Below are 21,188 nucleotides of genomic sequence, written 5' to 3'. Positions count from 1 at the left end.
GCCAAGGTCGATCGAGAGAGGGTGGTGCGCGTGCTGGACGACCGCAAGCTGGATGTGCTCCGCGCCATCGTCGAGGACTACGTGGCGACTCACGAGCCGATCGGGTCGAAAGCCCTGGTCGACCGGCACAACCTCGGCGTCTCGCCGGCCACGGTCCGCAACGACATGGCCGCGCTGGAGGAGGAGGGGTACATCACCCAGCCGCACACCAGCGCCGGCCGGATCCCGACCGACGCCGGGTACCGGCTGTTCGTGGACAAGCTGAGCACGGTCAAGACGCTGTCGGTCGCCGAGAAGAAGGCGATCACGTCGTTCCTGGCCGGCGCGGTCGACCTGGACGACGTCGTCCGCCGTACGGTCCGGCTGCTCGCCCAGATCACCCGACAGGTCGCCATCGTGCAGTACCCGTCGCTGAACAGGTCGAGCGTCCGGCACATCGAGGTCGTCACGATGAGCCCGCGCCGGCTGCTGCTGGTGCTCATCACCAGCAACGGCCGGGTCGAGCAGCGGATCGTCGAGCACCCGCACGACGTCGACGAGCAATTGATCGCCGACCTGCGTTCGCGGCTCAACACCGTCCTGGCCGGGCAGCGTCTGACCGACGCGACCACGTCGCTGGCCGGCGTGCCCGAGCTGTTCGCGCCGGGTGACCGTTCGCTGGTCGCGTCGATCGTCACCACGCTGCTCGAAGCGTTCACCGACGAGGTCGGCGAGCAGCGGATCGCAGTCGGCGGCGCGGCCAACCTGACGCGGTACGGCGACGACTTCGAGCGCAACGTCAAGCCGGTGCTGGAGGCGCTGGAGGAGCACGTCATCCTGCTCCGGCTGCTCGGCGAGGCGACCAACCCGCAGACCCTGACGGTCCGCATCGGTCACGAGAACCCGTTCGAGGAGCTGGCCACCACGTCGGTGGTCGCGACCGGCTACGGGTCCAAGTCGGAGGCGCTGGCCACGCTCGGCATCGTCGGCCCGACCCACATGGACTATCCGAGCACGATGGGCGCGGTGCGAGCCGTCGCCCGCTACGTCAGCCAGATCCTGGCCGAATCATGACGAACCTGCTACCAACCCCCTGGTCTGGAGTATGAGCACCGATTACTACGCCGTCCTCGGCGTCAGCCGTGACGCGTCAGCGGACGAGATCAAGAAGGCGTACCGCAAACTGGCACGCCAGTACCACCCGGACGTGAACGACTCCGAGGACGCACACCAGAAGTTCCAGGAGATCGGGCGCGCCTTCCAGGTGCTCAGCGACCCGCAGAAGCGGCAGATGCACGACCTCGGCGGCGACCCGTTCGCCTCCGCGGGCGCGGGGCCGGGCGGGGCCGGGTTCGGGCAGGCGTTCACGTTCACCGACATCATGGACGCGTTCTTCGGCCAGACCGGCGGCGCGACCCGTGGTCCGCGGCCGCGGACCCGTCGCGGTCAGGACGCGCTGATCCCGCTGCGGATCGACCTGGCCGAGGCGGCGTTCGGCACGACCCGGGAGCTCAAGGTCGACACCGCCGTACTGTGCCCGACCTGTAGCGGGTCCGGCGCGGCGGCCGGGTCCGAGCCGGTCACCTGCGAGATCTGCCACGGCCGCGGCGAGGTCACCCACACGCAGCGGTCGTTCCTCGGCGAGGTGCGGACGATGCGCCCGTGCCCGAACTGCCGCGGCTACGGCACCACGATCCCGAGCCCGTGCGTCGAGTGCGCCGGCGACGGGCGGGTGCGCTCGCGCCGTACGGTCACCGTGAAGATCCCCGGTGGCGTCGACAGCGGGACCCGGGTGCAGCTGTCCGGGCAGGGCGAGGTCGGCCCCGGCGGCGGACCGGCCGGCGATCTGTACGTCGAGATCGAGGTCGAGCCGCACGACATCTTCACCCGCAACGGCGACGACCTGCACTGTACGGTCACCCTGCCGATGACGGCGGCCGCGCTCGGTACGACGATCGACCTGCCGACGCTCGAGGGCGAGACGACTCCGCTGGAGATCCGGCCCGGCACGCAGTCCGGGACCGCGCAGACGCTGACCGCGCGCGGCGTACCCCGGCTGCGGCACGCGGGTCGTGGCGACCTGATCGTCCAGGTGATCGTCGAAACCCCGACGAAGCTCGACGACGCCCAGGCCGATCTCCTGCGCCAACTGGCGGTCGCCCGTGACGAGGAGCGGCCCCAGGGTCACGTCCAAGCCACCCACAAGGGCGTCTTCGGCCGCCTCCGCGATGCCTTCGGCGCCCACTAGATGCTGAACCCGCTCCCTCACCCCACCCCCGCGCGCCTCGACGTCTCAGGGGTCGACCCCTCAGGTGCTGGGTTGGCCCCTCGGATTCTCGGGGCCGAACCCATCATCTCAGGGGTCAACCCCTCGGACGGGCGCCGGTGGGCGCCGGCGGTTGGGGGTGCTCGGTAGGTGGGCGTTGCGGTGTTCTTCCACGCCGACCTCGGCGGCGACGAACTGGTGCTGGACGGTCCCGAAGGGCGGCACGCGGCTGTCGTACGTCGGATCGACGCGGGCGAGCGCATTCGGCTGACGGACGGGTGCGGTGCCTGGGCCGAAGGGCCTGTGGTGGGTGCTTCGAAGGCCGGGCTGAGCGTGGCGGTGGATGAACGCGGGACCGTGCCGGCCGCGCATCCTCGGGTGGTTGTGGTGCAGGCCGTGCCGAAAGGGGAGCGGGCCGAGCCCGCGGTCGAGATGCTGACCGAGGTCGGCGTCGACGTGATCGTGCCGTGGAACGCGGAGCGCAGTCAGTTCCGGGCGAATCCGGAGCGGATGGAGAAGATGCTCGCGAAGTGGCGTGCGTGGGCCTTCGAGGCGAGCAAGCAGTCGCGGCGTACGTGGTTCGCGGAGGTCGCCCCGCTCGCGTCCACGGCCGAGGTCGCGGACCGGCTGGCCCGCGCCGCGCTCCCCGTCGTACTGCACGAAGAAGCAACCACCCCGCTGGCGTCGCTGACCGTCCCGGCGAGTGGCGACATCGTCCTGGTCATCGGCCCCGAAGGCGGCATCGCCCCCACCGAACTGAAGACCTTCGACGTCGACCCCGTCCGCCTCGGCGACACCGTACTGCGGACCTCGACCGCCGGCGTCGCCGCAGCAGCCGCCCTCTTCACCCGGTCCCGGTGGGCCTGACCCCTCCGCCGTCGGCAGCTCGACAGGACGTATACGTCTACTGCCGGGCGATGGCACGCCTGGCGGTCTACCGGATTGCCGGGCAGTGGGCATATACGTCCTGTCGAACTGCACCAGTTCCGGATTACCCCCGGACGGCCTGCTGGTAGGCCGCGAGCGCATCCGCGTCGTCGATGCTGCCGTGGTGGTGCACCTGCACCCACGCTCCGTCGTACGCGAAGATGCGCGTCGTCCGGATCCGCAACGGCTGCTCACCCAACGCCGGATGCCGGTACGTGCCGACCTCCCGCCCCGCGAACACCACCGAGCCCTCCAGCCAGTACGTCGCCGCGTCGCCGAACGTCACCCGCACGTCCAGCGACCCCGCGAACACCCGCTCGTACAGCGACCGCACAGCCTCCCGCGACCGCAGGATCCCGCCGATCGGATTGTTCAGCTGCACCAGCTCGGCATCCGCCCACCCCGCGACGAGCGTCTCCAGATCCTTGCTGTTGAGCGCGTAGTAGAACGTCTCGAGCGCCGCCAGCGCACCCGCCCGCCCCGGCACCCGCGCCTCGTCCACCCGCGGGCGCGCGTCCGGCCCGAATCCGTAGTCGACCAGCTCGAGCATCGCGAACCCCTCGCTAGACTGTTAGACAGGAACCGAACATAACTGTACGACAAGGATCGAACACCATGGTCGTCGAGTCAGCCCGAGCCCGAACGCTCAGCCACGTGGATCCGGCCGAGGTGCCGTTGCAGGCGGCTCTCGACGCGCTCGCGGACCCGGTCCGCCGGTCGATCCTGCGCGACCTCGCCACCCACGACGACTGGACCCGCGCCTGCGGCACCTTCGACCTCCCGGTCAAGAAGGCGACCGCCAGCCACCACTTCGCCGTACTGCGCTCCGCCGGCCTGATCGAGCAACGCGACGAGGGCGCCCGCCGCCTGAACCGCCTCCGCCGCCCCGAATTCGACCAGGCGTTCCCCGGTCTGCTCTCGGCCACCGTCGACCGCGCGGACTGACGAACTCTTACAAACCCCGAACACTGTCCCGAACCTCCTCGAACGCCCGCCGGGCAGAGTCGTTCTCGTCAGCACGAGCGAGCACGAACGAGAACGAGGAGCACAACATGCGCAGGTCTGTGCGCGGCGCGATCGCGGCCGGTACGTCGGCCGTCGTCCTGGTCGGCGGACTCGTCGGGAGTACGACGATCGCCGCGGCCGATCCGAGTCCGACCCCGTCTCCGTCGGCGAGTACGTCGTACAAGCCGGTCACGCTGACCCCGGAGGAGTCGCAGAAATTGTGCGCCGAGCGGCTTCCGAAGATGATCGCGCGGCGCGACAAGCTGGCCGGGCGGATCAGCGGCGGCGCCGACGTGAAGGGTTCGGTCGCGTGGCTCAAGGCGCGCGCGGCCAAGCAGAAGGCGAACGGCCACGACAAGGCGGCCGCGCAACTCGAGAAGCGGGCCGAACGCCGCTCCGAGCGCGTGAAGCAGCTCGGCACGGTGAAGACCAAGCTGGAGGCGTTCAAGACCGCGCACTGCCAGGCGGCCAAGTGATGCGCAAGACGCTGGCCGTGCTGCTCGGTACGGCGTGTCTCGGCCTCGGACTGTCCGCCTGCGGCAGCTCGGGGGACAGTCACGGCAACCAGCCCGGTGGGCAGGGCGCCGGTCCTGCTCCGGCGACCCAACAGGTGGGGTCGCCGGAGCAGGAGCTGGATCAGATCGGGTCTACCCTGGACGCGATCGATCGCGAACTGGCCGGGGACGACGCACCCTGACCGAGAGTCTCCAGGAGCAGAGGATGGCCGAACCCGGCCGCGGGCTGGTCCTGGTGGTCGAGGACGAGGCGGCGATCGCCGAGGTGATCGAGCTGTACCTGCGGCGGGACGGCTTCGACGTCCGGATCGAGTCCGACGGCGAGGCGGCACTCGCCGCGTGGCGGCGGCTGCACCCGGTCGCGGTCGTCCTCGACATCGGTCTGCCGGGCCGTGACGGCGCGGACGTCTGCCGGACGATGCGGGCCGCTGGGGACTGGACGCCGGTCCTGTTCGTCACCGCGCGGGACGACGAGGTCGATCGCCTGCTCGGGCTGGAGCTCGGCGCGGACGACTACATCACGAAGCCGTTCAGCCCGCGGGAGCTGGCCGCGCGTGTCCGTGCCGTCCTCCGGCGTACGGCAGGCGGCGCTCCGGCGGCGGGCGAGGTGCTCTCGGTGGGTGTCGTGCGGGTCGATGTCGGCCGTCGGCGCGCCTGGGCGGGTGAGACCGAGGTGAGCCTGACGTCGACCGAGTTCGACCTGCTGGCGCAGCTGTTCCGGCGCCCGGGCCGGGTGTTCGAACGCGACGAGCTGCTCAGTTCGGTCTGGGGATACCAGTCCGCCGCAGGCACGCGGACGGTCGACGTACACATCGCCCAGTTGCGCGCGAAGCTCGGCGCGGCCAGTCCGATCCGTACCGTGCGCGGCGTCGGCTATGCGGCCGACCGCGACTGATGGCCGACTGATGGCCGACTGATGGCCGACTGATGTCCGTCGAGGTCCGGACCCCGGACGAGGCCGGTCGTGGCTCGCTGGCCACCCGGATCGTGCTGACCTGCGTAGCGGTCGCAGGGATCGCAGTACTGGTGGCGGGTCTGGTGATGGCGGGGCTCGCCCGGCGGTCCGCCCAGAACGTACTGCAGCAGTCGCTGGCCGCGCAGGCGGACGTGATCGCCGGGCAGGTGGATCAGCGTGGCCTGAGCTCGCGTGCGGCCGGGCTCGGCAGGGTTGCGCAGGTCGTCCGCGGCCAGGGCATCGTCGTCGTACTGCTCCTGCCGCGGCGCGGGGTCCAGTCGACCGACGGTAACTCCACCCAGGCAGCGATCACGGCCGGGCTCGACCACATCGGCAGCACGCAGCGCACCTCCACCGAGGTCCGGGTCGGCGGCACTGACTACCTGGTCGAGGCTCGCGGTCTCGGCGACAGCTCGGGGTTCGCCCTGGTCGAACCGGTGCGCCTGGCCGCCGATACGCAGCGGGTCCTGATCCGCAACATCCTGTTCGCGCTCGGCGCCGGTCTGCTGGTCGCCGCCCTCGCCGGTGCCCTGCTCGGGCGGCTCCTCGGCCGCCCATTGCGTCGTACGGCGGACGTCGCGGCCGCGATGCGTCAGGGCCGGCGTGATCTCCGTGCACCGGTCGAAGGACCGATCGAGGTGGCCGAGGTGGCGGCCGCGGTCAACGAACTCTCGGTCGCCTTGCAACACAGCGAGGCGCGGCAGCGCGAGTTCCTGCTCTCGGTCTCGCACGAGTTGCGCACGCCGCTGACCGCTGTTCGCGGGTTCGCCGAGTCGCTGGCCGACGGCGTCGCGACCGATCCGCGGCATGCCGGTCAGGTGATCCGGCAGGAGTCGCTGCGGCTCGAACGGCTGGTCAGCGACCTGCTCGACCTCGCGCGGATCGGTGCGGACCAGTTCCAGCTCGACCTCGCCCGGGTCGACCTGCGCGAGACGCTGGTCGCGTGCGCCGAGGTCTGGCGGGTGCGCTGCGAGCGGCAGGGCGTCCGGTTCCAGCTCGACCTGCCCCCGGTGCCGGCCGTCGCGACCACCGACCCGCGCAGGATCCGGCAGGTGCTGGACGGTCTGGCCGAGAATGCTCTCCGCGTCACCCCGGCGGGTGCGCAGCTGACGATGTCACTGGATCGCACGCCGGCAGACGTCACGATCCAGGTTCGCGACGGCGGTCCGGGCCTGGCGCCGGAGGACTACGCCGTCGCTTTCCAGCCCGGCGTACTCAACCAGAAGTACCGCGGCCGGCGGCCGGTCGGTTCGGGGATCGGCCTCGCGCTGGCTCAGGGACTGGTCACCAGGCTCGGTGGCACGCTCACCGCGGGGCCGGCGGCCGAAGGCGGCGCGGGGTTCACCATCGTGCTCCCGGCTACTTGACCAGGATCGTCTTCGAGTCGGTGTTGGTGATGCTGCCGTCGGCGTCGGAGATCAGATAAGCCTCGATCTGCCACGGCCCGGGACTGAGCGACACCGAGAACGAGAACGGCGAGAACTTCTGCCCCTCCTTGGTGCTGGTGAAGCTCGTCTTCGTCTCGCGGGTCTTCAGATTGGTCAGCTGGTAGTTGACGGTCGCCTCGAACGCGTTCGCGGTGCCCTGCACGGTGACCTTGCCGCTCGTCACCGAGCCCTCGCCGGGTGAGGTGATCCAGACCAGCGCCTGGACGTCCGCCGCCTGCGCCCGGCCGAGCGGTGCGCTGGTGTCGACCTGGCCGAACAGCTTCTGACCGGCCCGGCCCTGCTGGGTGATCTGGACCGCTGACGAGTCGTCCGCGAGCGCACCCTGGACGGTGTAGATCAGCTGCTGCGTCGCGACGCTCGCGAGGTCGGCGTCCAGGGTGGTCTTCGGCAGTTGCTTGAAGTCGACCGTCACCACACCGTCCGAGCGGGTCACGGAGTTCACTGCCGCGCCACGCCAGACCGAGTAGTAGTCCGGGTCCTGCGGCTGCTTGGTGGTCATGATCCGGACGGCTTCCTCGGCGGGACGGCCGCTGACCTTGGACCAGGTGCGGTACAGGCGAGCTGCGGACTTCTTCGGGACGCCGGCCTGCTGTCCGAGCCAGTAGACCGGGACCACCGCGCTGGACACGGATTGCTCAGGCTTGCCGCGGTCCGTGGGCTGCGCGGTCTTGACGGCAGGGGACGTCGTCGGAGGCAGCGTGGCCGGGACGGGCGACGGGGAGGCCTTGGTGACCGACGGCGTCCGACTCTGGGGTACGCCGGACGCGGTGGCCGTCGTACCCGGGCCGGCCACCGCGTCGCCGTCGTTGGCGGTGTTCTGGCCGCCGTTGAACACGGTGAACGCGCCGACCGCCGCGGCGGTGCCGAGCGCGGCCACGCCGGCGGTCAGGAGCCAGGGCCGCCGCGCGACGGGCCGGCGCTGGGAGTGCGCGCGGGCGCGAATCTCCGGCAGCGCGTCGGCCGGCTCGATCCGGTCCGCTTCGTCCCGCAGGGCCTTGCGCATCAGCTCGTCGAACGGCTCGTTCGGGTTCTGGTCGTTCATGCGTTCTGCTCCAGGAGCTGGCGTAGCGACTTGGTCGCGCGCGCGGCGTGGCTCTTCACGGAGCCCCGGCTGATGCCCATCGTGTCGGCGATCTCGGCCTCCGACAGGTCGCCGTAGTACCGGAGCACCATCACGGTGCGCTGCTTCTCCGGCAGGGTCCGCATCGCCTCGATGACGCGGTCGGTCTCCGCGGTCCGCAGTACCGCCTGCTCCGCGCTGGGCTCGTCGGGGAGGGTCTTCGGGGTGTGCTTGTCCACCACCACCAGGTGGCGCTGGCGGGACCGGCAGCGGTTCACCACCGCGGTCCGCAGGTACGCGAGCGCCTTGTGGGGGTCGCGGAGCCGGTGCCAGCGACCGTGCATCGCGACGAACGCGTCCTGCACGATCTCCTCCGCCGCGCCGGTGTCGCGCAGCAGCAGGGCGCCGAGGCGGACGAGCGAGGTGTAATGGGCGGTGTAGACAGCCGTCAGCGCCTCGTCGGCATCCCACGAGGACTCATGTGTCACGCACTCTTCGTACACCACGGCCGGTTGAGCCACGACACGAAGACGCCAAGACCGCCTTCTAGGTTGACAACAGGATGGCCCGATCTGATGGGAGCCCGATCAGATGCGGCAGCGCGGTGACGGTCGGTGGCCAGGCCATCACGAAATCACCTACGCCGCCGTCACGCGTCTCTACCAGCACCTTGCCGGGCCGGACGCGACGATCAACGGTCTGCGACAGTCGCTGCACGTCTTCACGCCTGGACACGCGCTGGGGGTCGACGACGAGATCTGGCCCCGATGCTGCGCCCGTCGCCCGCCGGGGTGACCGTACATCTGCACCCGACCCGCGAGTGGGCGGCCGAAGGGGACCGCCGCATCGGGCTCGAGCGGGCACAGGCCGGCCCCGGAACGACCGCCCGGGAGCGTGTCCCGGGGAATTACAAGTGAGGGTGTCGGACGAGGCGGCTAGCATGGGAGGCCACATCACCAGTACTCAGGAGGAAGAGCCTGTCCAGGCCACGCAGTATCGAACCGGAGGCGCGCGCGAACGGCGCCGCCGCCAGCGCGCAGGCATCACACAAGATCGTCGTGCCGAACAGCATCGACATGGTGGCCCTGCTCGGAGCCCGGGACGAGTTCCTCCGCATCGTCGAGAAGGAGTTCGCCGCCGACATCATGGTCCGCGGCAACGAGATCACGCTCAACGGTGAGCCGGCCGAACTGGCCCTGGCCGAGCGGCTGATCGACGAGCTGATCGCGGTGATCCGGACCGGGCACGGGCTGACCGCCGACTCGGTCGAGCGCAGCATCGCGATGATCAAGCAGGCCACGGCCGAGAGCCCGGCCGACGTGCTGACGCAGAACATCCTGTCCAGCCGCGGCCGCACCATCCGGCCGAAGACGCTGAACCAGAAGCGCTACGTCGACGCCATCGACAAGAACACGATCGTCTTCGGCATCGGCCCGGCCGGCACCGGCAAGACCTACCTGGCGGTCGCCAAGGCGGTCCAGGCGCTGCAGGCCAAGGAGGTCACCCGGATCATCCTGACCCGGCCGGCCGTCGAGGCCGGTGAGCGGCTCGGGTTCCTGCCCGGCACCCTGTCGGAGAAGATCGACCCGTACCTGCGCCCGCTGTACGACGCCCTGCACGACATGCTCGACCCGGAGTCGATCCCGCGGCTGATGACGGCGGGCACGATCGAGATCGCGCCGCTGGCCTACATGCGCGGCCGCACGCTGAACGACGCCTACATCATCCTCGACGAGGCGCAGAACACCTCGCCGGAGCAGATGAAGATGTTCCTCACCCGGCTCGGGTTCGGCTCGAAGATGGTCGTCACCGGCGACGTCACCCAGGTCGACCTGCCGACCGGGACGCATTCGGGTCTGCGCGTCGTCCAGGACATCCTCGAAGGTGTGCAGGACCTGACCTTCTGCCGGCTGACCTCGCACGACGTGGTCCGGCACAAGCTGGTCGGGCGGATCGTCTCGGCGTACGAAAACTATGAAGGTAGTGCTGAAACCCACCGATGAACGTCGAGGTCAACAACGAGTCCGGAGTCGAGATCGACGCCCACGGACTGATGCGGCTCAGCCGGTTCGTGATGTCGTCGCTGCGGCTGCACCCGGAGTGTGAGCTGTCGATCAAGCTGGTCGACGAGGACACCATGGCGCGGTATCACGTCGAGTTCCTGGACCTGCCGGGTCCGACCGACGTGATGTCGTGGCCGATGGACGAGCTGCGGCCCGGTCCGTCCGACGACGACGACGGCGACCTGCCGCTCGGTCATCTCGGCGACATCGCGCTCTGCCCGACCGTCGCCGCGGCGCAGGGCGCGAAGGCCGGCCACGGCACGTGGGCCGAGCTGGAGCTGCTGACGGTGCACGGCATCCTGCACCTGCTCGGGTACGACCACGCCGAACCCGCCGAGAAAGCGGAGATGTGGGACGTCCAGGGCCGCCTGCTGGAAGCATGGCGGGCACCTGGTAACCGGCTCGAGAGTGTCTGAGGCAGGAGTGACGTTGCGGTGAGCTACCACGACCTCGTTCTGCTGGTTGTGGCTGCGGTGCTCGTCCTGCTCGCCGGTCTGTTCGCCGGCGCGGAGGCAGCGCTGTCGTCGTACTCCAAGGTGCGTGCGAACGAGCAGGTCGAGCTGGGCAACCTGCGGGCCGTCCGGCTGCGGAACCTGCTGTCCGACGCCCCGCGGTACCTGAACTCGCTGCTCCTGCTCCGGCTGATCTGCGAGATCACCGCGATCGTGCTGGTCACGCAGGCGCTGTCCGGCGTCCTGTCGGTGACCTGGCAGCACGTCCTGATCACCGCCGTGGTGATGGTCCTGGTGTCGTACGTGATCATCGGGGTCGCGCCGCGGACGCTCGGCCGGCAGCACTCGGACCGGTTCGCGATCATCTCGGCCGGTCCGGTGATGGCGCTGACCGGGATCCTCGGCCCGCTGCCGAAGTTCCTGATCCTGATCGGCAACGCGCTGACCCCGGGCAAGGGGTTCGCCGAGGGTCCGTTCGCGACCGAGGCCGAGCTGCGGGCGCTGGTCGACTACGCGGAGAAGTCCGCGGTGATCGAGTCCGGCGAGCGGCAGATGATCCACTCGGTCTTCGAGCTCGGCGACACCATCGTCCGCGAGGTGATGGTGCCTCGGACCGACATGGTCTACATCGAGCGGCACAAGAAGCTCCGCCAGCTCACCTCGCTGGCGCTGCGCTCGGGGTACTCGCGGATCCCGGTGATCGGCGAGTCGCTGGACGACATCCTCGGCGTCGTCTACCTCAAGGACGTGATGCGCCGCGTCTACGACAACGCGCAGGCCGAGTCGACCGAGCGGGTCGAGTCGGTGATGCGGCCGTGCATGTACGTCCCGGACTCCAAGCCGGTCGACGAGCTGCTGCGCGAGATGCAGGCCGCCCGGATGCACCTGGCGATCGTCGTCGACGAGTACGGGGGTACGGCCGGACTCGTCGCGATCGAGGACATCCTCGAGGAGATCGTCGGCGAGATCACCGACGAGTACGACGAGGACCCGGACTCGGTGCAGCAGCTGTCCGACGGCGCGTACCGGGTCTCGAGCCGGTTGCCGATCGACGAGCTGGGCGAGCTGTTCGGCGTACCGCTGGACGACGACGACGTGGACACGGTCGGCGGTCTGATGGCCAAGCTGCTGGGCAAGGTGCCGATCCCCGGCGCCGAGGTGGCGATCGAGGGCTTGTCGCTCACGGCGGAGCGGCCGTCCGGTCGCCGCAACCAGGTAGGTACGGTTCTGGTACGACGCGAGGAGCCCGCTCCCGCGCCCCAGGACCAGAACCACCAGCACGCCTAGCCCACCACCCCTCCTTCCTTTAGCCCACCACCCTCCTCTTTCCTTTCTTCCTTTGGAGTTTTCTTGTCAGACCTTTCGGCGGAGGACGCCAAACTTGTCACGCTCGCGCGCGCTGCCCGGGCCCGGACCCGGGCCGCTGAAGGGGCCGCCGTGCGCGACACCGACGGGCGGACGTACGCCGCGTGCACGGTCGCGCTGGACACCGTCGAGCTGACCGCGCTGCAGCTCGCGGTCGCGATGGCGCTCTCGTCGGGTGTGAAGGGTCTGGAAGCTGCCGCGGTCGTCACGGACGCCGACTCCGTCGACATCGGCGTCGTACGCCACTTCGCCGGCGCCAACGTTCCCGTAGTACATGCCAATGGCACCGGAGAGGCCCGCGATGTCGTCCACACCTGAGAACTTCAAGGCAGGGTTCGCCTGCTTCGTGGGTCGGCCCAACGCCGGCAAGTCCACGCTCACCAACGCTCTGGTGGGCAAGAAGATCGTCATCACCTCGTCGAAGCCGCAGACCACGCGGCACGCCGTACGGGGGATCGTGCACCGGGCGGACGCGCAGCTGATCCTGGTCGACACCCCTGGTCTGCACAAGCCGCGGACGCTGCTGGGCGAGCGGCTGAACGACCTGGTGAAGACGACCTGGGCCGAGGTCGACGTGATCGCGGTCTGCCTGCCAGCCAGCGACAAGATCGGTCCCGGCGACCGGTTCCTGGTGAGCGAGGCGGCGAAGGTCGCGAAGACGCCGAAGGTCGCGCTTGCCACCAAGGCCGACCTGGTCGAGCCCGACCGGATGGTCGAGCATCTGGCCGAGATCCAGGCGCTCGGTGAGGCCGCGGGGATCGAGTGGGCGGCGATCGTGCCGGTGTCGGCGACGTCGGGGTACCAGGTCGACGTGGTCGCCGACGAGCTCGTGAAGCTGCTGCCGGCCGGTTTCCCGCTCTACCCGGACGGCGACATCACCGACGAACCCGAGGAGACGCTCGTCGCAGAGCTGATCCGCGAGGCCGCGCTGGAGGGTGTCCGGGACGAATTACCGCACTCGATCGCGGTCACCATCGACGAGATGAACCTGCGCGAGGACCGCCCCGAGGACAAGCCGCTGCTGGACGTCTACGCGAACATCTTCCTCGAGCGGGAGAGCCAGAAGGGCATCGTGATCGGCCACAAGGGCGCCCGCCTGCGCGAGGTCGGCGCGGCCGCCCGGCGGCAGATCGAGGCGCTGCTGGGGACGCCGGTGTACCTCGACCTGCACGTGAAGATCGCCAAAAACTGGCAGACAGATTCCAAGCAGTTGCGCAAACTAGGGTTCTGATGAGCCTGCAGAATCCCGTGTACGCCGCTCTCACCGGCCCGCACGCGCACCTCGCCGAAGTCCGCGGCAACGCCCGTCGCTACCCGACGGCGGTCGCGCCGTTCCTGGCGTTGCCCGACGTACCGACCGAGCAGGACTGGGCGGACGCGGCGGCGCTGCTCGGCCCCGGTACGACGGGTGCGCTGATGCGGCCGGGCGTGCCGATCCCTGACGTCCTCAAGGTGGACCTGGAGATCCCGCTGGTCCAGTTCGTCGCGCCGGCGTCGCTTCCGGCCGAGGACGCGGAGGCGGTGCTGCTCGGCGTCGACGACGTACCCGAGATGCTCGCGCTGGTCGCGCTGACCGACCCCGGGCCGTTCCGCAGCCGCACGATCGAGCTGGGCACGTACGTCGGCATCCGTCGCGACGGCGACCTGATCGCGATGGCAGGCACCCGCTTCGTCCTCCCGACCCACACCGAGATCAGCGCCGTCTGCACCCACCCGTCCTACCAAGGCCAAGGCCTGGCCACCCGCCTCATCCGCGCGGTCGCCGCCCACATCACGTCCTCAGGCCGCACCCCGTTCCTCCACACCGCCGGCTCCAACACCAACGCCATCGCCCTCTACAACAAACTCGCCCTCACCCTGTCGAACGAAATGTCGGTAACGATCGTCCAGCCCGCGTGACCGACCTCCGCACCCGCCTCGCCCACGTCTACTGGCTGGGCGGCGGCACCGGCGCCGGCAAGTCGACGATCTCCACCCACCTCGCCAACCGCTTCGGGCTTCGCCGCTACGACACCGACCGCTCGATGAGCGACCACACCGCCCGCAGCAGCCCCGGCGAAACGCCGTACCTGCAGGATTTCCTCGCCATGGACATGGACGAGCGCTGGGCGAAGCGGTCACCCGAGGTCATGCTCGACACGTTCCACTGGTTCCGTGGCGAGGCCTTCGGGCTGATTGTCGAAGACCTGCTGAGCTTGCCGGCGGAGCCGATCGTGGTGGAGGGGTTCCGGCTGCTGCCCGAGCTGGTGGAGCCGTTGCTGGCCGATCGGCGGCAGGCCGTGTGGCTGTTGCCGACGCCGGGGTTCCGGCGGGCCGCCTTGGAGTGGCGGGGATCGCTGTGGGCCATCGCCGGGCGGACGAGTGCGCCGGAACGGGCCTTGGGCAACTTGTTGGAGCGGGACCGGATGTTCACCCAACGGATCGCCGGCGAGACCGCGCGGCTCGGTCTGACCGGTCTGGTCGTCGACATCGACCGCTCCGAAGAAGAGCTGGCCGACCAGGTCGCCAAGCTGTTCGGCCTGGGGCGGACCGGCAGCACTCAGTAAGACCCGACCGTGGCCGGTGCCGGCCGGAAGCTGAGCGTGGGCCGGCGTGAAGCGACGAGGTTGATGAGTGGTGCAGATCCGCCACCCACTCAAGGTCCCGACCCGCTGTCGCGACAAGCCGGCTGAACCGTTCGTTGGGTTTCAGCCTGTCGAATGAGATGAAGGTCACAGTGGTTCAGGCGGTCTAGCCTGGACCGTTGCAACAAGGTGCAACCGTGGCGCGGTTCGTCCCCGACGCACGTTATGCTCGCGCACGGTCTCGAGGATCATCGAGGTCATTCATGTCCTGAGGGGGACTTCCAGTATGAAACTGCAGCGCTTCGCGCTCGCCTTGGCCGGGGTCGGCATGCTCGCCGCCACGGCCGCCGCCGGCCCGGCCACTGCCGCCGTCCGGTCCAACCCGACGCCCGCGATCGCCCACCCGGCCAACGGCAACCTGAAGACCACGCCGAACACCAAGCTCGCCTCCGGGGGATGCGCGCAGGATGTCGGCTTCAACACCCCGACGCCGGGGATCAACGACGTCCTGGTCACGCCGGCCAAGCCGCCGCGCGGTGAGTTCTTTGCGGAGTTCCCGTTCGTCGGCACGCGTCTCAACACGACGTGGTACGGCGTGCAGACCGACGCGCACTTCTACTACCACAGCCTGTTCGTGCAGAACGGCACGCTGTACCGCGGTGTCACCTACTTCGACACCGACAACGCGCGGCCGACGTACGCGCGGATCGGCTCCGGCTGGACCAGCTTCACCCAGCTCGTGACGTCGAACTACGCCATCACCGCGCCGAACCGCTCGTACCTGTACGGGCTGAGCACCAACGGCAGCCTCTACCGCTACGCGGCGTCGGGCGCCACCTTCCGGGCACTCGGCCACTTCGCCGGCTTCAAGGGCTTCAAGGCGATGACCGTGGTGGCGGAGAACCCGTCGTACGACACGCTGCTGATGACCACCAAGGCCGGTGCGCTGTGGACGGTCCGGATCCCGGCCGCCGCCTCGACGAAGCCGATCCTGAAGCTGGTCCGGAGCACGGGCTTCGCGGCGTACGAGTCGCTGGCCGCCACGGGCTGCGGTGACAAGGGCGGCTCGCTGGTGACCGGTTTCGACAACGACACCGACTCGGCCTACCAGTACGCGATGAGCAAGTTCAACGGCTCGGCGACGGCGGTCACGTCGTATGGCCGGGTCACCGGCGGCACCGTGCCGGGCACCGGCATCTTCGCGATCACCGGCCACTGGAACCAGCTCGTGGGCGAGTGAGCCTTCAGCAGTAGAAGCCGGGGGCGTCGCTGGTTGCGGCGCCCCCGGTCTGTTCAGAGCTTCTTCTGGTACGCCAGGATGCGGGCGACGATCTTGTAGTTGAGTTGTTCGTTGATGCCGATCATGTGGTTGTTGGATTCGGCGTTCCAGGTGTCCACCTGGGTCAGCGCGGGCTCGGCCTCGCGGAGCCAGCGGAGCATCGCGGACTTGACGAGCGCGCCGAGGCGGTGGCCCCGATGGTCCCGGGCTACTGACGTGTCGTGCTGCTCGCCGACGTACGGGCGTTCGCGCTCGACAGCGATGACCGTGTGGCCGGCGAGGGCGCCGGTGGACTTCTCGCGGGCGATCACGCGGTAGATGGTGTGCTCGCTCTTCGACTGCGCCTCTTCGTACGCCCGCAGCCGCTCCGGACTGTAGACGTCGTCCTCCATGTCCAGGTCGTCCTTCGGAGCATCGTTGATGGCGGCGGTCAGCATGACCATGTCCGCCAGCAACTCCTCGGGCAGGGTGCCGGTCAGCTTCGTCAGCTCGTACGCCGTGGACGCGGCGACCGCGTCGTCGTACAGCCGCTGCACCACATCCCAGTCCAGCCCGGTCAGGTCCTGTCGCCGGTTCACCTCGACGGCCTTCTGCTCGAACCCGTGCCGCCGGGCGAACGCATCCGCCTTCGGCAGGTCCACGCAGCCGTAGCCGATCGTGTCCCGCCCCAGCTCGCGGGTGAGCCCCTCGGCGTACTCGACCAGTGCCGAGCCGACACCATGGCCACGATGATCCGGATGGACGTCGATGTCGATCCAGACCTGGTTCGTGTTGTCGTAGAGGTTGACGCCCATGCCCAGCAGCCCGACGGCGGTCCCGTCGGCGTCCCGCGCCAGATAGGCGTACTCAGGCTCCATGTCCCAGCCGTAGCGCAGCATGTTCGCATAGCCACGCGCGGTCGGCTGCAGCATCTCCGGGCAGTCGAGTTTGGCGCCTGCGTTCTTCAGCGCAACGGCTTCGGCGCACCCGGCTTCGTCGTCGGGCAGCAGTTTCGAGATCTCCACCGCCCCAGCGTCCACCGAGCGACCCAGTTACCGCGACTGGTTTATCCGCGGTCGAGAAGTTCCTCGCTGAGCTTCCACAGCCGCCGCGCGTTCTCCGGGTCGATCGCATACGGCAGTACGCCGAACGCGCCCGGAGTCACCGCCAGCACCTCGCTGTCCGGTACGCCGGACGCATGAACCACTGCGATATCCGCGTCCTCGCAGTACACCCCGCCGCACCCGTCGAGCTGCGGGCTGACCGCACACCACACCTGCGTCGCCGCGCCCTGCTCGGCCGTCTTCAGCCCACGCGCCGGATCGATGATCGGCTCGTAGTTCTCGTCCAGGAACCCGCCGTCGCGCAACGTCTCGCGGTCGGAGTACCGGGCCAGATGCGTGATGATGCTGCCCGGATGTACGGCGAACGCGCGGATCCCGTTCGCCCGCTCCCGTTCGTCCAGCTCGACGGCGAAGAGGATGTTCGCGGTCTTCGACTGCCCGTACGCCGGGTACGGCGCGTACTCGCGATGCTCGAAGTTCGGGTCGTCGAAATCGACCGCGCTGTACCGGTGCCCGCGCGACGACACCGCGACCACCCGTGCGCCACCGGCCTGCCGCAACGCCGGCAGCAACCGCGTCGTGAGCTGGAAATGCCCGAGATGGTTCGTCGCGAACTGCGACTCGTACCCGCGGGCGTCCCGGGTCAGCGGATTCGCCATGATCCCCGCGCTGTTCACCAGGATGTGCAGCGCACGGCCGGCGGCCAGGAACCGGTCCGCGAACGCGTCGATACTCGCCGGATCCAGCAGGTCCAGCTGCTCTACGACGACCCCGTCGATGTCCGCCAGTTCACCGGCAGCCCGAGCGACGTCGCGCGCCGGCACGATGACGTCGGCTCCCGCGGACCGGAAGGCGCGGACAGTCTCCTTGCCGAGGCCGGAGTACCCGCCGGTGACGATCGCGACCTTCCCGTGGAGATCGACGCCTCGGAGTACGTCGTACGTCGTGGAAGCCGCGCTGAATCCTGAGCCTATCGGTGTTTGCATGCTTCGACGGTATGCCGGGATAGCCGGACGCAGAATGCTTGAGAGTGCCGACAACTTGCGCGATAGTACGGATGTGACCGATCCGCTCACCGACACCCTCGCGCTCACCGAGGCGCGCTGCCACGTCTCCCGCGGCTTCGAGGCGATCGGCGAGTGGGCGCTGCGTTACCCGGCGACGAACCGGCTCAAGTTCACCGCGGCGGTCGAGGGAACATGCTGGATCGATTTCGACGACGAGCTGACGAGCGGCCGGATCGAGTTGGAGCCGGGGGACATCGTGCTGTTCGACGGCCGACACGAGTTCGTGAAGGGCAACTCCGACGCCGTGCCGGTCGAGGACGCGGTCGCGGCGTTCGGCGCCGCCGACGGGCCGATCGCCCGCTTCGGCAGTGGCGTCACGACCGGCGTCGGCCCGCGGGTCGTCGGCGTCGGCGGTCACGTCAGCCTGAATCGCACCGGCGAAGAGCTGCTGATGCGCGCCCTGCCGCCGGTGACGCACCTCCGGGCCACCGACGAGCGGGCCGCGACCTTCCGGTGGTTGCTGAACCGGTTGTTGCACGAGGCATCGACCTCGGAGCCCGGCGCGAGCCTGGCCGCCGCCGACGTCGCGCACCTGCTCTTCCTCGAGGCCTTGCGGGCCTGCGTCGCGGAAGTCGGCGCGCTCCCGGTCGGCTGGCTGCGCGCGATCGCCGACGAGCGCATCGCCCCGGCCCTTCGCCTGATGCACGAGCAACCCGGCCGGGCGTGGCAGCTCGAGGAACTCGCCCGAGCGGCCGCGATGTCCCGTACGACGTTCGCCGAGCGGTTCCGCTCCGTTGCCGGTGTCCCGCCCCTCACGTACCTGCTCAACTGGCGCATGCGCCTCGCCGAGCGAGCCCTGCGCGATGGCGATCAGCCGCTGTCCGCCGTCGCGCACACGCTCGGCTACACCTCCGACAGTGCGTTCAGCAACGCGTTCAAACGCGTCAACGGCGTCGCTCCACGCCGCTACCGCGAGGCGGCCCGGGCGGCCCGGGAGGCCCGGATGGTTCCCGAAATGGACGAAGCTACGGCTTAGGCATCCCGTACGCGTGGTCGACGGTCATCGAGAACATCAGCCGCTTGTCCTCGACCATGACCGCGCGGTACTCGTCCCAGTCAGGGTGTTCGCCCGTCGCGGTCCGGTAGTAGTCGACCAGGTCCTCGACGACCGCGTCGTGCGGGTCGGCCGCGACCGGACTGAGCTCGGCCTTGCCTTCCAGTACGACGTACGAGCGGCCGCGCGGACCGTCGACGTACAGGCTGGCGCGCGGGTCGCGGCGCAAGTTCTTGGTCTTGGCGCGCCCGTCGGTGAGCGAGACCCGGACCCGCGTGCCGTCGAAGACATACGTGACGTTGGACAGCTGCGGCCGCCCGTCACGCTTGATGGTGACCAGCACACCAAGCCCGTGCGTACCGATGCGATCGAGCAGGGATGTCATTTGTTGCTCCAGGATCGCGTGCACAGCACCAGCCGGTAGGAGTCGGGATCGACGATGGTCACACCCCAAGTGTCCCAGTACGGGTTGCGCGACGGCACGACGTGACCGCCCGCCGAGACCAGCCGCTCCACGAGGTCGGCCGGCACTGGGCCGTCGAGGTAGATCACCAGCAGGTCCTCCTCGGTGGGCCGCGGCCGGACCTCCGGGTCCTCGACCAACTCGAGGTGCCATCCGGCGTCGGGCCACCCGACCATCAGCAGGTGGTGGCTGTCGTCGGATTTCCGGTACAGCACGCTCAATCCGAGACCGTCCACGTAGAACCGCTCGATCGCCGCGAGCCCGGTGCTCGGCCGGGCGATCCTCATCATCGGAGTCATGCCGAGAACGCTAATAGCTCAAGCATCCTTGAAGGCAAGGAATCCGCTGACGACCTCCAGCGGGCGCTACTCAGTACCTGTGGATCGGCTGAAGAAATCGCCCGGATCCTGGTCCGGGGGTCGCGGACTGGAAACCATCGAAGACATGACCGAGATCAGCGAGCGGGCCGTGGTGCGGCGGCTGAACGATCGGTTCGGGTTCGGGCCGGCACCAGGTGACCTGGAGGCAAGCGTCGACGTGACCGTACGCCGGCTGCTGGGGCCGGCGAAGGATGCCGCGGCCGAGGCCGTTCCCGCGCCGACCGGCCTGCAGCCGCCCGATGTGGCGAAGAAGAAGGACGACAAGGATGCGAAGAAGGCCGCCAACAAGCAGCGGGCCGCGCAGGAGCGGAAGCTGACGATGTGGTGGCTGGACCGGATGGTGGTCAGCCGGACCGCAGGGGAGCGGCTGACCTGGTTCTGGCACGGGCATTTCGCGACCAGCAACCAGAAGGTTCGCAACGCGGCCTGGATGCTGGCGCAGAACCAGACCCAGCGCAACCTCGCCCTCGGCCGGTTCGGTGATCTGGCGCAGTCGATGATCGTGGACACGGCGATGATCCGCTGGCTCGACGGGCAGAAGAACCGCAAGGGCTCGCCGAACGAGAACCTGGGCCGCGAGTTCATGGAGCTGTTCACGCTCGGCATCGGCCACTACCAGGAGGCCGACGTGGCGCAGGGTGCCCGTTGCCTGACCGGGTGGGTGCTGCGCAAGGATGTCGCCACGTTCGAGCGGAAGCGGTTCGACACCGGCAGCAAGACGGTCCTCGGCAAGACCGGTGACTTCGACGCGAAGGGTTTCGCGCGGCTCGCGCTCGCCCAGCCCGCGTCGGCCGGGTTCGTGATCGGGCGGTTGTGGTTCCGGCTGGTGTCGGCGACGCCGCCCGATGCCGCGACGGTCGCCCGGCTGACTACGGCGTACGGCGTCAACCGCGACGTGAAGTCATTGCTCACGGCAATGGTCGCCGAGGCGGCGTTCAAGGACCCGGCGTCGAGCCTGGTGAAGGAGCCGGTCGAATGGGCGGTCGGGTTGCTCCGCGCGCTCCGGCTCCGGCCGAGCAAGCTGGAGGAGAAGGAGCAGACCAAGCTACTCGCCGGGCTGCGCGGTATGGGCCAGTTGCCGTTCCGGCCGCCGAGCGTCGGCGGCTGGCCGGCGGGCGCGAGTTGGCTGACCACGTCGGCCGGCGTCACCCGGCTGCAGCTCGCGCAGCAGCTGGCGAGGAAGGCCGACTTGTCAACTGTCGACAATGCGACGGATCGGGTCAGCGCCGTCGGCGCATTGCTCGGTGTCGACAACTGGACAGCGCGAACCCGGTCGGCACTGGCCGGTGTCAAGGATCCTGCGCAGCTGACCGCGGTCGCGGCGTGCGCACCCGAGTACGTGGTGAGCGGATAGGGCGGAATT

Annotated in this window: 26 protein-coding genes; 19 read left to right on the top strand and 7 right to left on the bottom strand. The window is 69.4% G+C overall.

Annotated elements, in window-relative coordinates:
• Window positions 1-30 precede the first annotated feature (30 nt).
• The 3 genes from hrcA (at window position 31) to ACIA58_RS16110 (ending at window position 3,112) form a co-directional block, all read left to right on the top strand.
• A complete protein-coding gene (hrcA, locus tag ACIA58_RS16120; RefSeq protein ID WP_396404421.1) occupies window positions 31-1,053 on the top strand; it encodes a heat-inducible transcriptional repressor HrcA in 1,023 nt (340 codons plus the stop codon).
• Between the two features lie 31 nt (window positions 1,054-1,084).
• Window positions 1,085-2,227, top strand: a complete 1,143-nt coding sequence (dnaJ, locus tag ACIA58_RS16115) for a molecular chaperone DnaJ (protein ID WP_396404420.1) — start codon at window positions 1,085-1,087, stop codon at window positions 2,225-2,227.
• 168 nt (window positions 2,228-2,395) lie between these two features.
• A complete protein-coding gene (locus tag ACIA58_RS16110; protein WP_396404419.1) occupies window positions 2,396-3,112 on the top strand; it encodes a 16S rRNA (uracil(1498)-N(3))-methyltransferase in 717 nt (238 codons plus the stop codon).
• A gap of 124 nt (window positions 3,113-3,236) precedes the next feature.
• On the opposite strand, the gene ACIA58_RS16105 is transcribed toward ACIA58_RS16110, so the two are convergent.
• A complete protein-coding gene (locus tag ACIA58_RS16105; RefSeq protein WP_396404418.1) occupies window positions 3,237-3,722 on the bottom strand; it encodes a YybH family protein in 486 nt (161 codons plus the stop codon).
• 65 nt (window positions 3,723-3,787) lie between these two features.
• On the opposite strand from ACIA58_RS16105, the gene ACIA58_RS16100 reads away from it, so the two are divergent.
• The 5 genes from ACIA58_RS16100 to ACIA58_RS16080 all read left to right on the top strand — a co-directional run bounded on the left by ACIA58_RS16100 (window position 3,788) and on the right by ACIA58_RS16080 (window position 7,014).
• Window positions 3,788-4,117 carry an ArsR/SmtB family transcription factor gene (locus ACIA58_RS16100; protein ID WP_396404417.1) on the top strand — a complete coding sequence of 110 codons (330 nt, stop codon included), beginning with the start codon at window positions 3,788-3,790 and terminating at the stop codon, window positions 4,115-4,117.
• A 107-nt stretch (window positions 4,118-4,224) separates the two neighbouring features.
• Window positions 4,225-4,653, top strand: a complete 429-nt coding sequence (locus ACIA58_RS16095; RefSeq protein ID WP_396404416.1) for a hypothetical protein — start codon at window positions 4,225-4,227, stop codon at window positions 4,651-4,653.
• Window positions 4,653-4,874, top strand: a complete 222-nt coding sequence (locus ACIA58_RS16090) for a hypothetical protein (protein WP_396404415.1) — start codon at window positions 4,653-4,655, stop codon at window positions 4,872-4,874. Before ACIA58_RS16095 ends, ACIA58_RS16090 begins: the two co-directional genes overlap by 1 nt.
• A 23-nt stretch (window positions 4,875-4,897) precedes the next feature.
• Window positions 4,898-5,587: a response regulator gene (locus ACIA58_RS16085; RefSeq protein ID WP_396404414.1), complete on the top strand. Its 690-nt coding sequence runs from the start codon at window positions 4,898-4,900 to the stop codon at window positions 5,585-5,587.
• Between the two features lie 32 nt (window positions 5,588-5,619).
• Complete coding sequence (locus ACIA58_RS16080) at window positions 5,620-7,014, top strand: sensor histidine kinase (protein ID WP_396404413.1); 1,395 nt, start codon at window positions 5,620-5,622, stop codon at window positions 7,012-7,014.
• Here ACIA58_RS16080 and ACIA58_RS16075 read toward each other — a convergent pair.
• Entirely contained in the window at window positions 7,007-8,137 is a 1,131-nt protein-coding gene (locus ACIA58_RS16075) for a Gmad2 immunoglobulin-like domain-containing protein (protein WP_396404412.1), read from the bottom strand. The genes ACIA58_RS16080 and ACIA58_RS16075 overlap by 8 nt on opposite strands.
• On the bottom strand, window positions 8,134-8,643 hold the full coding sequence (locus tag ACIA58_RS16070; RefSeq protein ID WP_396404411.1) for a SigE family RNA polymerase sigma factor: 510 nt from the start codon (window positions 8,641-8,643) through the stop codon (window positions 8,134-8,136). Before ACIA58_RS16070 ends, ACIA58_RS16075 begins: the two co-directional genes overlap by 4 nt.
• Window positions 8,644-8,746: 103 nt before the next feature.
• Between ACIA58_RS16070 and ACIA58_RS16065 the strand changes: the two genes are divergently transcribed.
• The 9 genes from ACIA58_RS16065 (at window position 8,747) to ACIA58_RS16025 (ending at window position 15,839) form a co-directional block, all read left to right on the top strand.
• Window positions 8,747-8,950, top strand: a complete 204-nt coding sequence (locus tag ACIA58_RS16065; RefSeq protein ID WP_396404410.1) for a hypothetical protein — start codon at window positions 8,747-8,749, stop codon at window positions 8,948-8,950.
• 281 nt (window positions 8,951-9,231) lie between these two features.
• Window positions 9,232-10,158: a PhoH family protein gene (locus ACIA58_RS16060; protein WP_396404986.1), complete on the top strand. Its 927-nt coding sequence runs from the start codon at window positions 9,232-9,234 to the stop codon at window positions 10,156-10,158.
• Complete coding sequence (ybeY, locus tag ACIA58_RS16055) at window positions 10,155-10,634, top strand: rRNA maturation RNase YbeY (protein WP_130447149.1); 480 nt, start codon at window positions 10,155-10,157, stop codon at window positions 10,632-10,634. Before ACIA58_RS16060 ends, ybeY begins: the two co-directional genes overlap by 4 nt.
• A gap of 18 nt (window positions 10,635-10,652) precedes the next feature.
• A complete protein-coding gene (locus ACIA58_RS16050) occupies window positions 10,653-11,957 on the top strand; it encodes a hemolysin family protein (RefSeq protein WP_396404409.1) in 1,305 nt (434 codons plus the stop codon).
• 63 nt (window positions 11,958-12,020) lie between these two features.
• Window positions 12,021-12,353, top strand: a complete 333-nt coding sequence (locus tag ACIA58_RS16045) for a cytidine deaminase (RefSeq protein ID WP_396404408.1) — start codon at window positions 12,021-12,023, stop codon at window positions 12,351-12,353.
• Window positions 12,337-13,266 (top strand): GTPase Era, encoded by a 930-nt coding sequence (era, locus tag ACIA58_RS16040; protein ID WP_396404407.1) that lies wholly within the window; start codon window positions 12,337-12,339, stop codon window positions 13,264-13,266. Before ACIA58_RS16045 ends, era begins: the two co-directional genes overlap by 17 nt.
• On the top strand, window positions 13,266-13,934 hold the full coding sequence (locus tag ACIA58_RS16035; protein ID WP_396404406.1) for a GNAT family N-acetyltransferase: 669 nt from the start codon (window positions 13,266-13,268) through the stop codon (window positions 13,932-13,934). Before era ends, ACIA58_RS16035 begins: the two co-directional genes overlap by 1 nt.
• Entirely contained in the window at window positions 13,931-14,581 is a 651-nt protein-coding gene (locus tag ACIA58_RS16030; protein WP_396404405.1) for a hypothetical protein, read from the top strand. The genes ACIA58_RS16035 and ACIA58_RS16030 overlap by 4 nt, the downstream gene beginning before the upstream one ends.
• A gap of 304 nt (window positions 14,582-14,885) precedes the next feature.
• Window positions 14,886-15,839: a hypothetical protein gene (locus tag ACIA58_RS16025; RefSeq protein ID WP_396404404.1), complete on the top strand. Its 954-nt coding sequence runs from the start codon at window positions 14,886-14,888 to the stop codon at window positions 15,837-15,839.
• A 53-nt stretch (window positions 15,840-15,892) separates the two neighbouring features.
• On the opposite strand, the gene ACIA58_RS16020 is transcribed toward ACIA58_RS16025, so the two are convergent.
• Together ACIA58_RS16020 and ACIA58_RS16015 are read right to left on the bottom strand one after the other, a co-directional pair.
• Window positions 15,893-16,882 carry a GNAT family N-acetyltransferase gene (locus ACIA58_RS16020; protein WP_396404403.1) on the bottom strand — a complete coding sequence of 330 codons (990 nt, stop codon included), beginning with the start codon at window positions 16,880-16,882 and terminating at the stop codon, window positions 15,893-15,895.
• Window positions 16,883-16,923: 41 nt separating this feature from the next.
• Window positions 16,924-17,907: an oxidoreductase gene (locus tag ACIA58_RS16015; RefSeq protein WP_396404402.1), complete on the bottom strand. Its 984-nt coding sequence runs from the start codon at window positions 17,905-17,907 to the stop codon at window positions 16,924-16,926.
• A gap of 73 nt (window positions 17,908-17,980) precedes the next feature.
• On the opposite strand from ACIA58_RS16015, the gene ACIA58_RS16010 reads away from it, so the two are divergent.
• Complete coding sequence (locus ACIA58_RS16010; protein WP_396404401.1) at window positions 17,981-18,964, top strand: AraC family transcriptional regulator; 984 nt, start codon at window positions 17,981-17,983, stop codon at window positions 18,962-18,964.
• Here ACIA58_RS16010 and ACIA58_RS16005 read toward each other — a convergent pair.
• Together ACIA58_RS16005 and ACIA58_RS16000 are read right to left on the bottom strand one after the other, a co-directional pair.
• Window positions 18,954-19,367 carry a PPOX class F420-dependent oxidoreductase gene (locus tag ACIA58_RS16005; RefSeq protein WP_396404400.1) on the bottom strand — a complete coding sequence of 138 codons (414 nt, stop codon included), beginning with the start codon at window positions 19,365-19,367 and terminating at the stop codon, window positions 18,954-18,956. The genes ACIA58_RS16010 and ACIA58_RS16005 overlap by 11 nt on opposite strands.
• Window positions 19,364-19,744: a VOC family protein gene (locus ACIA58_RS16000; RefSeq protein WP_396404399.1), complete on the bottom strand. Its 381-nt coding sequence runs from the start codon at window positions 19,742-19,744 to the stop codon at window positions 19,364-19,366. The genes ACIA58_RS16005 and ACIA58_RS16000 overlap by 4 nt, the downstream gene beginning before the upstream one ends.
• A 145-nt stretch (window positions 19,745-19,889) precedes the next feature.
• Here ACIA58_RS16000 and ACIA58_RS15995 point away from each other — a divergent pair, with 145 nt between their 5' ends.
• Entirely contained in the window at window positions 19,890-21,179 is a 1,290-nt protein-coding gene (locus tag ACIA58_RS15995) for a DUF1800 family protein (protein WP_396404398.1), read from the top strand.
• The last annotated feature ends 9 nt before the right edge of the window (window positions 21,180-21,188 follow it).

Source organism: Kribbella sp. NPDC051586 (assembly GCF_044453965.1).
Taxonomy (GTDB): Bacteria; Actinomycetota; Actinomycetes; order Propionibacteriales; family Kribbellaceae; genus Kribbella.
Note: the sequence above shows the minus strand (reverse complement) of the source record. Positions and strands in the feature narration are given on the sequence as shown.

Coding starts and splice junctions, on each gene's coding strand:
- ACIA58_RS16035 (WP_396404406.1), top strand. CDS start 13,266: ATGAGCCTGCAGAATCCCGTGTACGCCGCTCTCACCGGCCCGCACGCG.
- ACIA58_RS16065 (WP_396404410.1), top strand. CDS start 8,747: ATGCGGCAGCGCGGTGACGGTCGGTGGCCAGGCCATCACGAAATCACC.
- ACIA58_RS16005 (WP_396404400.1), bottom strand. CDS start 19,367: ATGACATCCCTGCTCGATCGCATCGGTACGCACGGGCTTGGTGTGCTG.
- ACIA58_RS16075 (WP_396404412.1), bottom strand. CDS start 8,137: ATGAACGACCAGAACCCGAACGAGCCGTTCGACGAGCTGATGCGCAAG.
- ACIA58_RS16080 (WP_396404413.1), top strand. CDS start 5,620: ATGTCCGTCGAGGTCCGGACCCCGGACGAGGCCGGTCGTGGCTCGCTG.
- ACIA58_RS15995 (WP_396404398.1), top strand. CDS start 19,890: ATGACCGAGATCAGCGAGCGGGCCGTGGTGCGGCGGCTGAACGATCGG.
- ybeY (WP_130447149.1), top strand. CDS start 10,155: ATGAACGTCGAGGTCAACAACGAGTCCGGAGTCGAGATCGACGCCCAC.
- ACIA58_RS16085 (WP_396404414.1), top strand. CDS start 4,898: ATGGCCGAACCCGGCCGCGGGCTGGTCCTGGTGGTCGAGGACGAGGCG.
- dnaJ (WP_396404420.1), top strand. CDS start 1,085: ATGAGCACCGATTACTACGCCGTCCTCGGCGTCAGCCGTGACGCGTCA.
- ACIA58_RS16090 (WP_396404415.1), top strand. CDS start 4,653: ATGCGCAAGACGCTGGCCGTGCTGCTCGGTACGGCGTGTCTCGGCCTC.
- ACIA58_RS16100 (WP_396404417.1), top strand. CDS start 3,788: ATGGTCGTCGAGTCAGCCCGAGCCCGAACGCTCAGCCACGTGGATCCG.
- ACIA58_RS16025 (WP_396404404.1), top strand. CDS start 14,886: ATGAAACTGCAGCGCTTCGCGCTCGCCTTGGCCGGGGTCGGCATGCTC.
- ACIA58_RS16015 (WP_396404402.1), bottom strand. CDS start 17,907: ATGCAAACACCGATAGGCTCAGGATTCAGCGCGGCTTCCACGACGTAC.
- era (WP_396404407.1), top strand. CDS start 12,337: ATGTCGTCCACACCTGAGAACTTCAAGGCAGGGTTCGCCTGCTTCGTG.
- ACIA58_RS16000 (WP_396404399.1), bottom strand. CDS start 19,744: ATGACTCCGATGATGAGGATCGCCCGGCCGAGCACCGGGCTCGCGGCG.
- ACIA58_RS16105 (WP_396404418.1), bottom strand. CDS start 3,722: ATGCTCGAGCTGGTCGACTACGGATTCGGGCCGGACGCGCGCCCGCGG.
- ACIA58_RS16095 (WP_396404416.1), top strand. CDS start 4,225: ATGCGCAGGTCTGTGCGCGGCGCGATCGCGGCCGGTACGTCGGCCGTC.
- ACIA58_RS16060 (WP_396404986.1), top strand. CDS start 9,232: ATGGTGGCCCTGCTCGGAGCCCGGGACGAGTTCCTCCGCATCGTCGAG.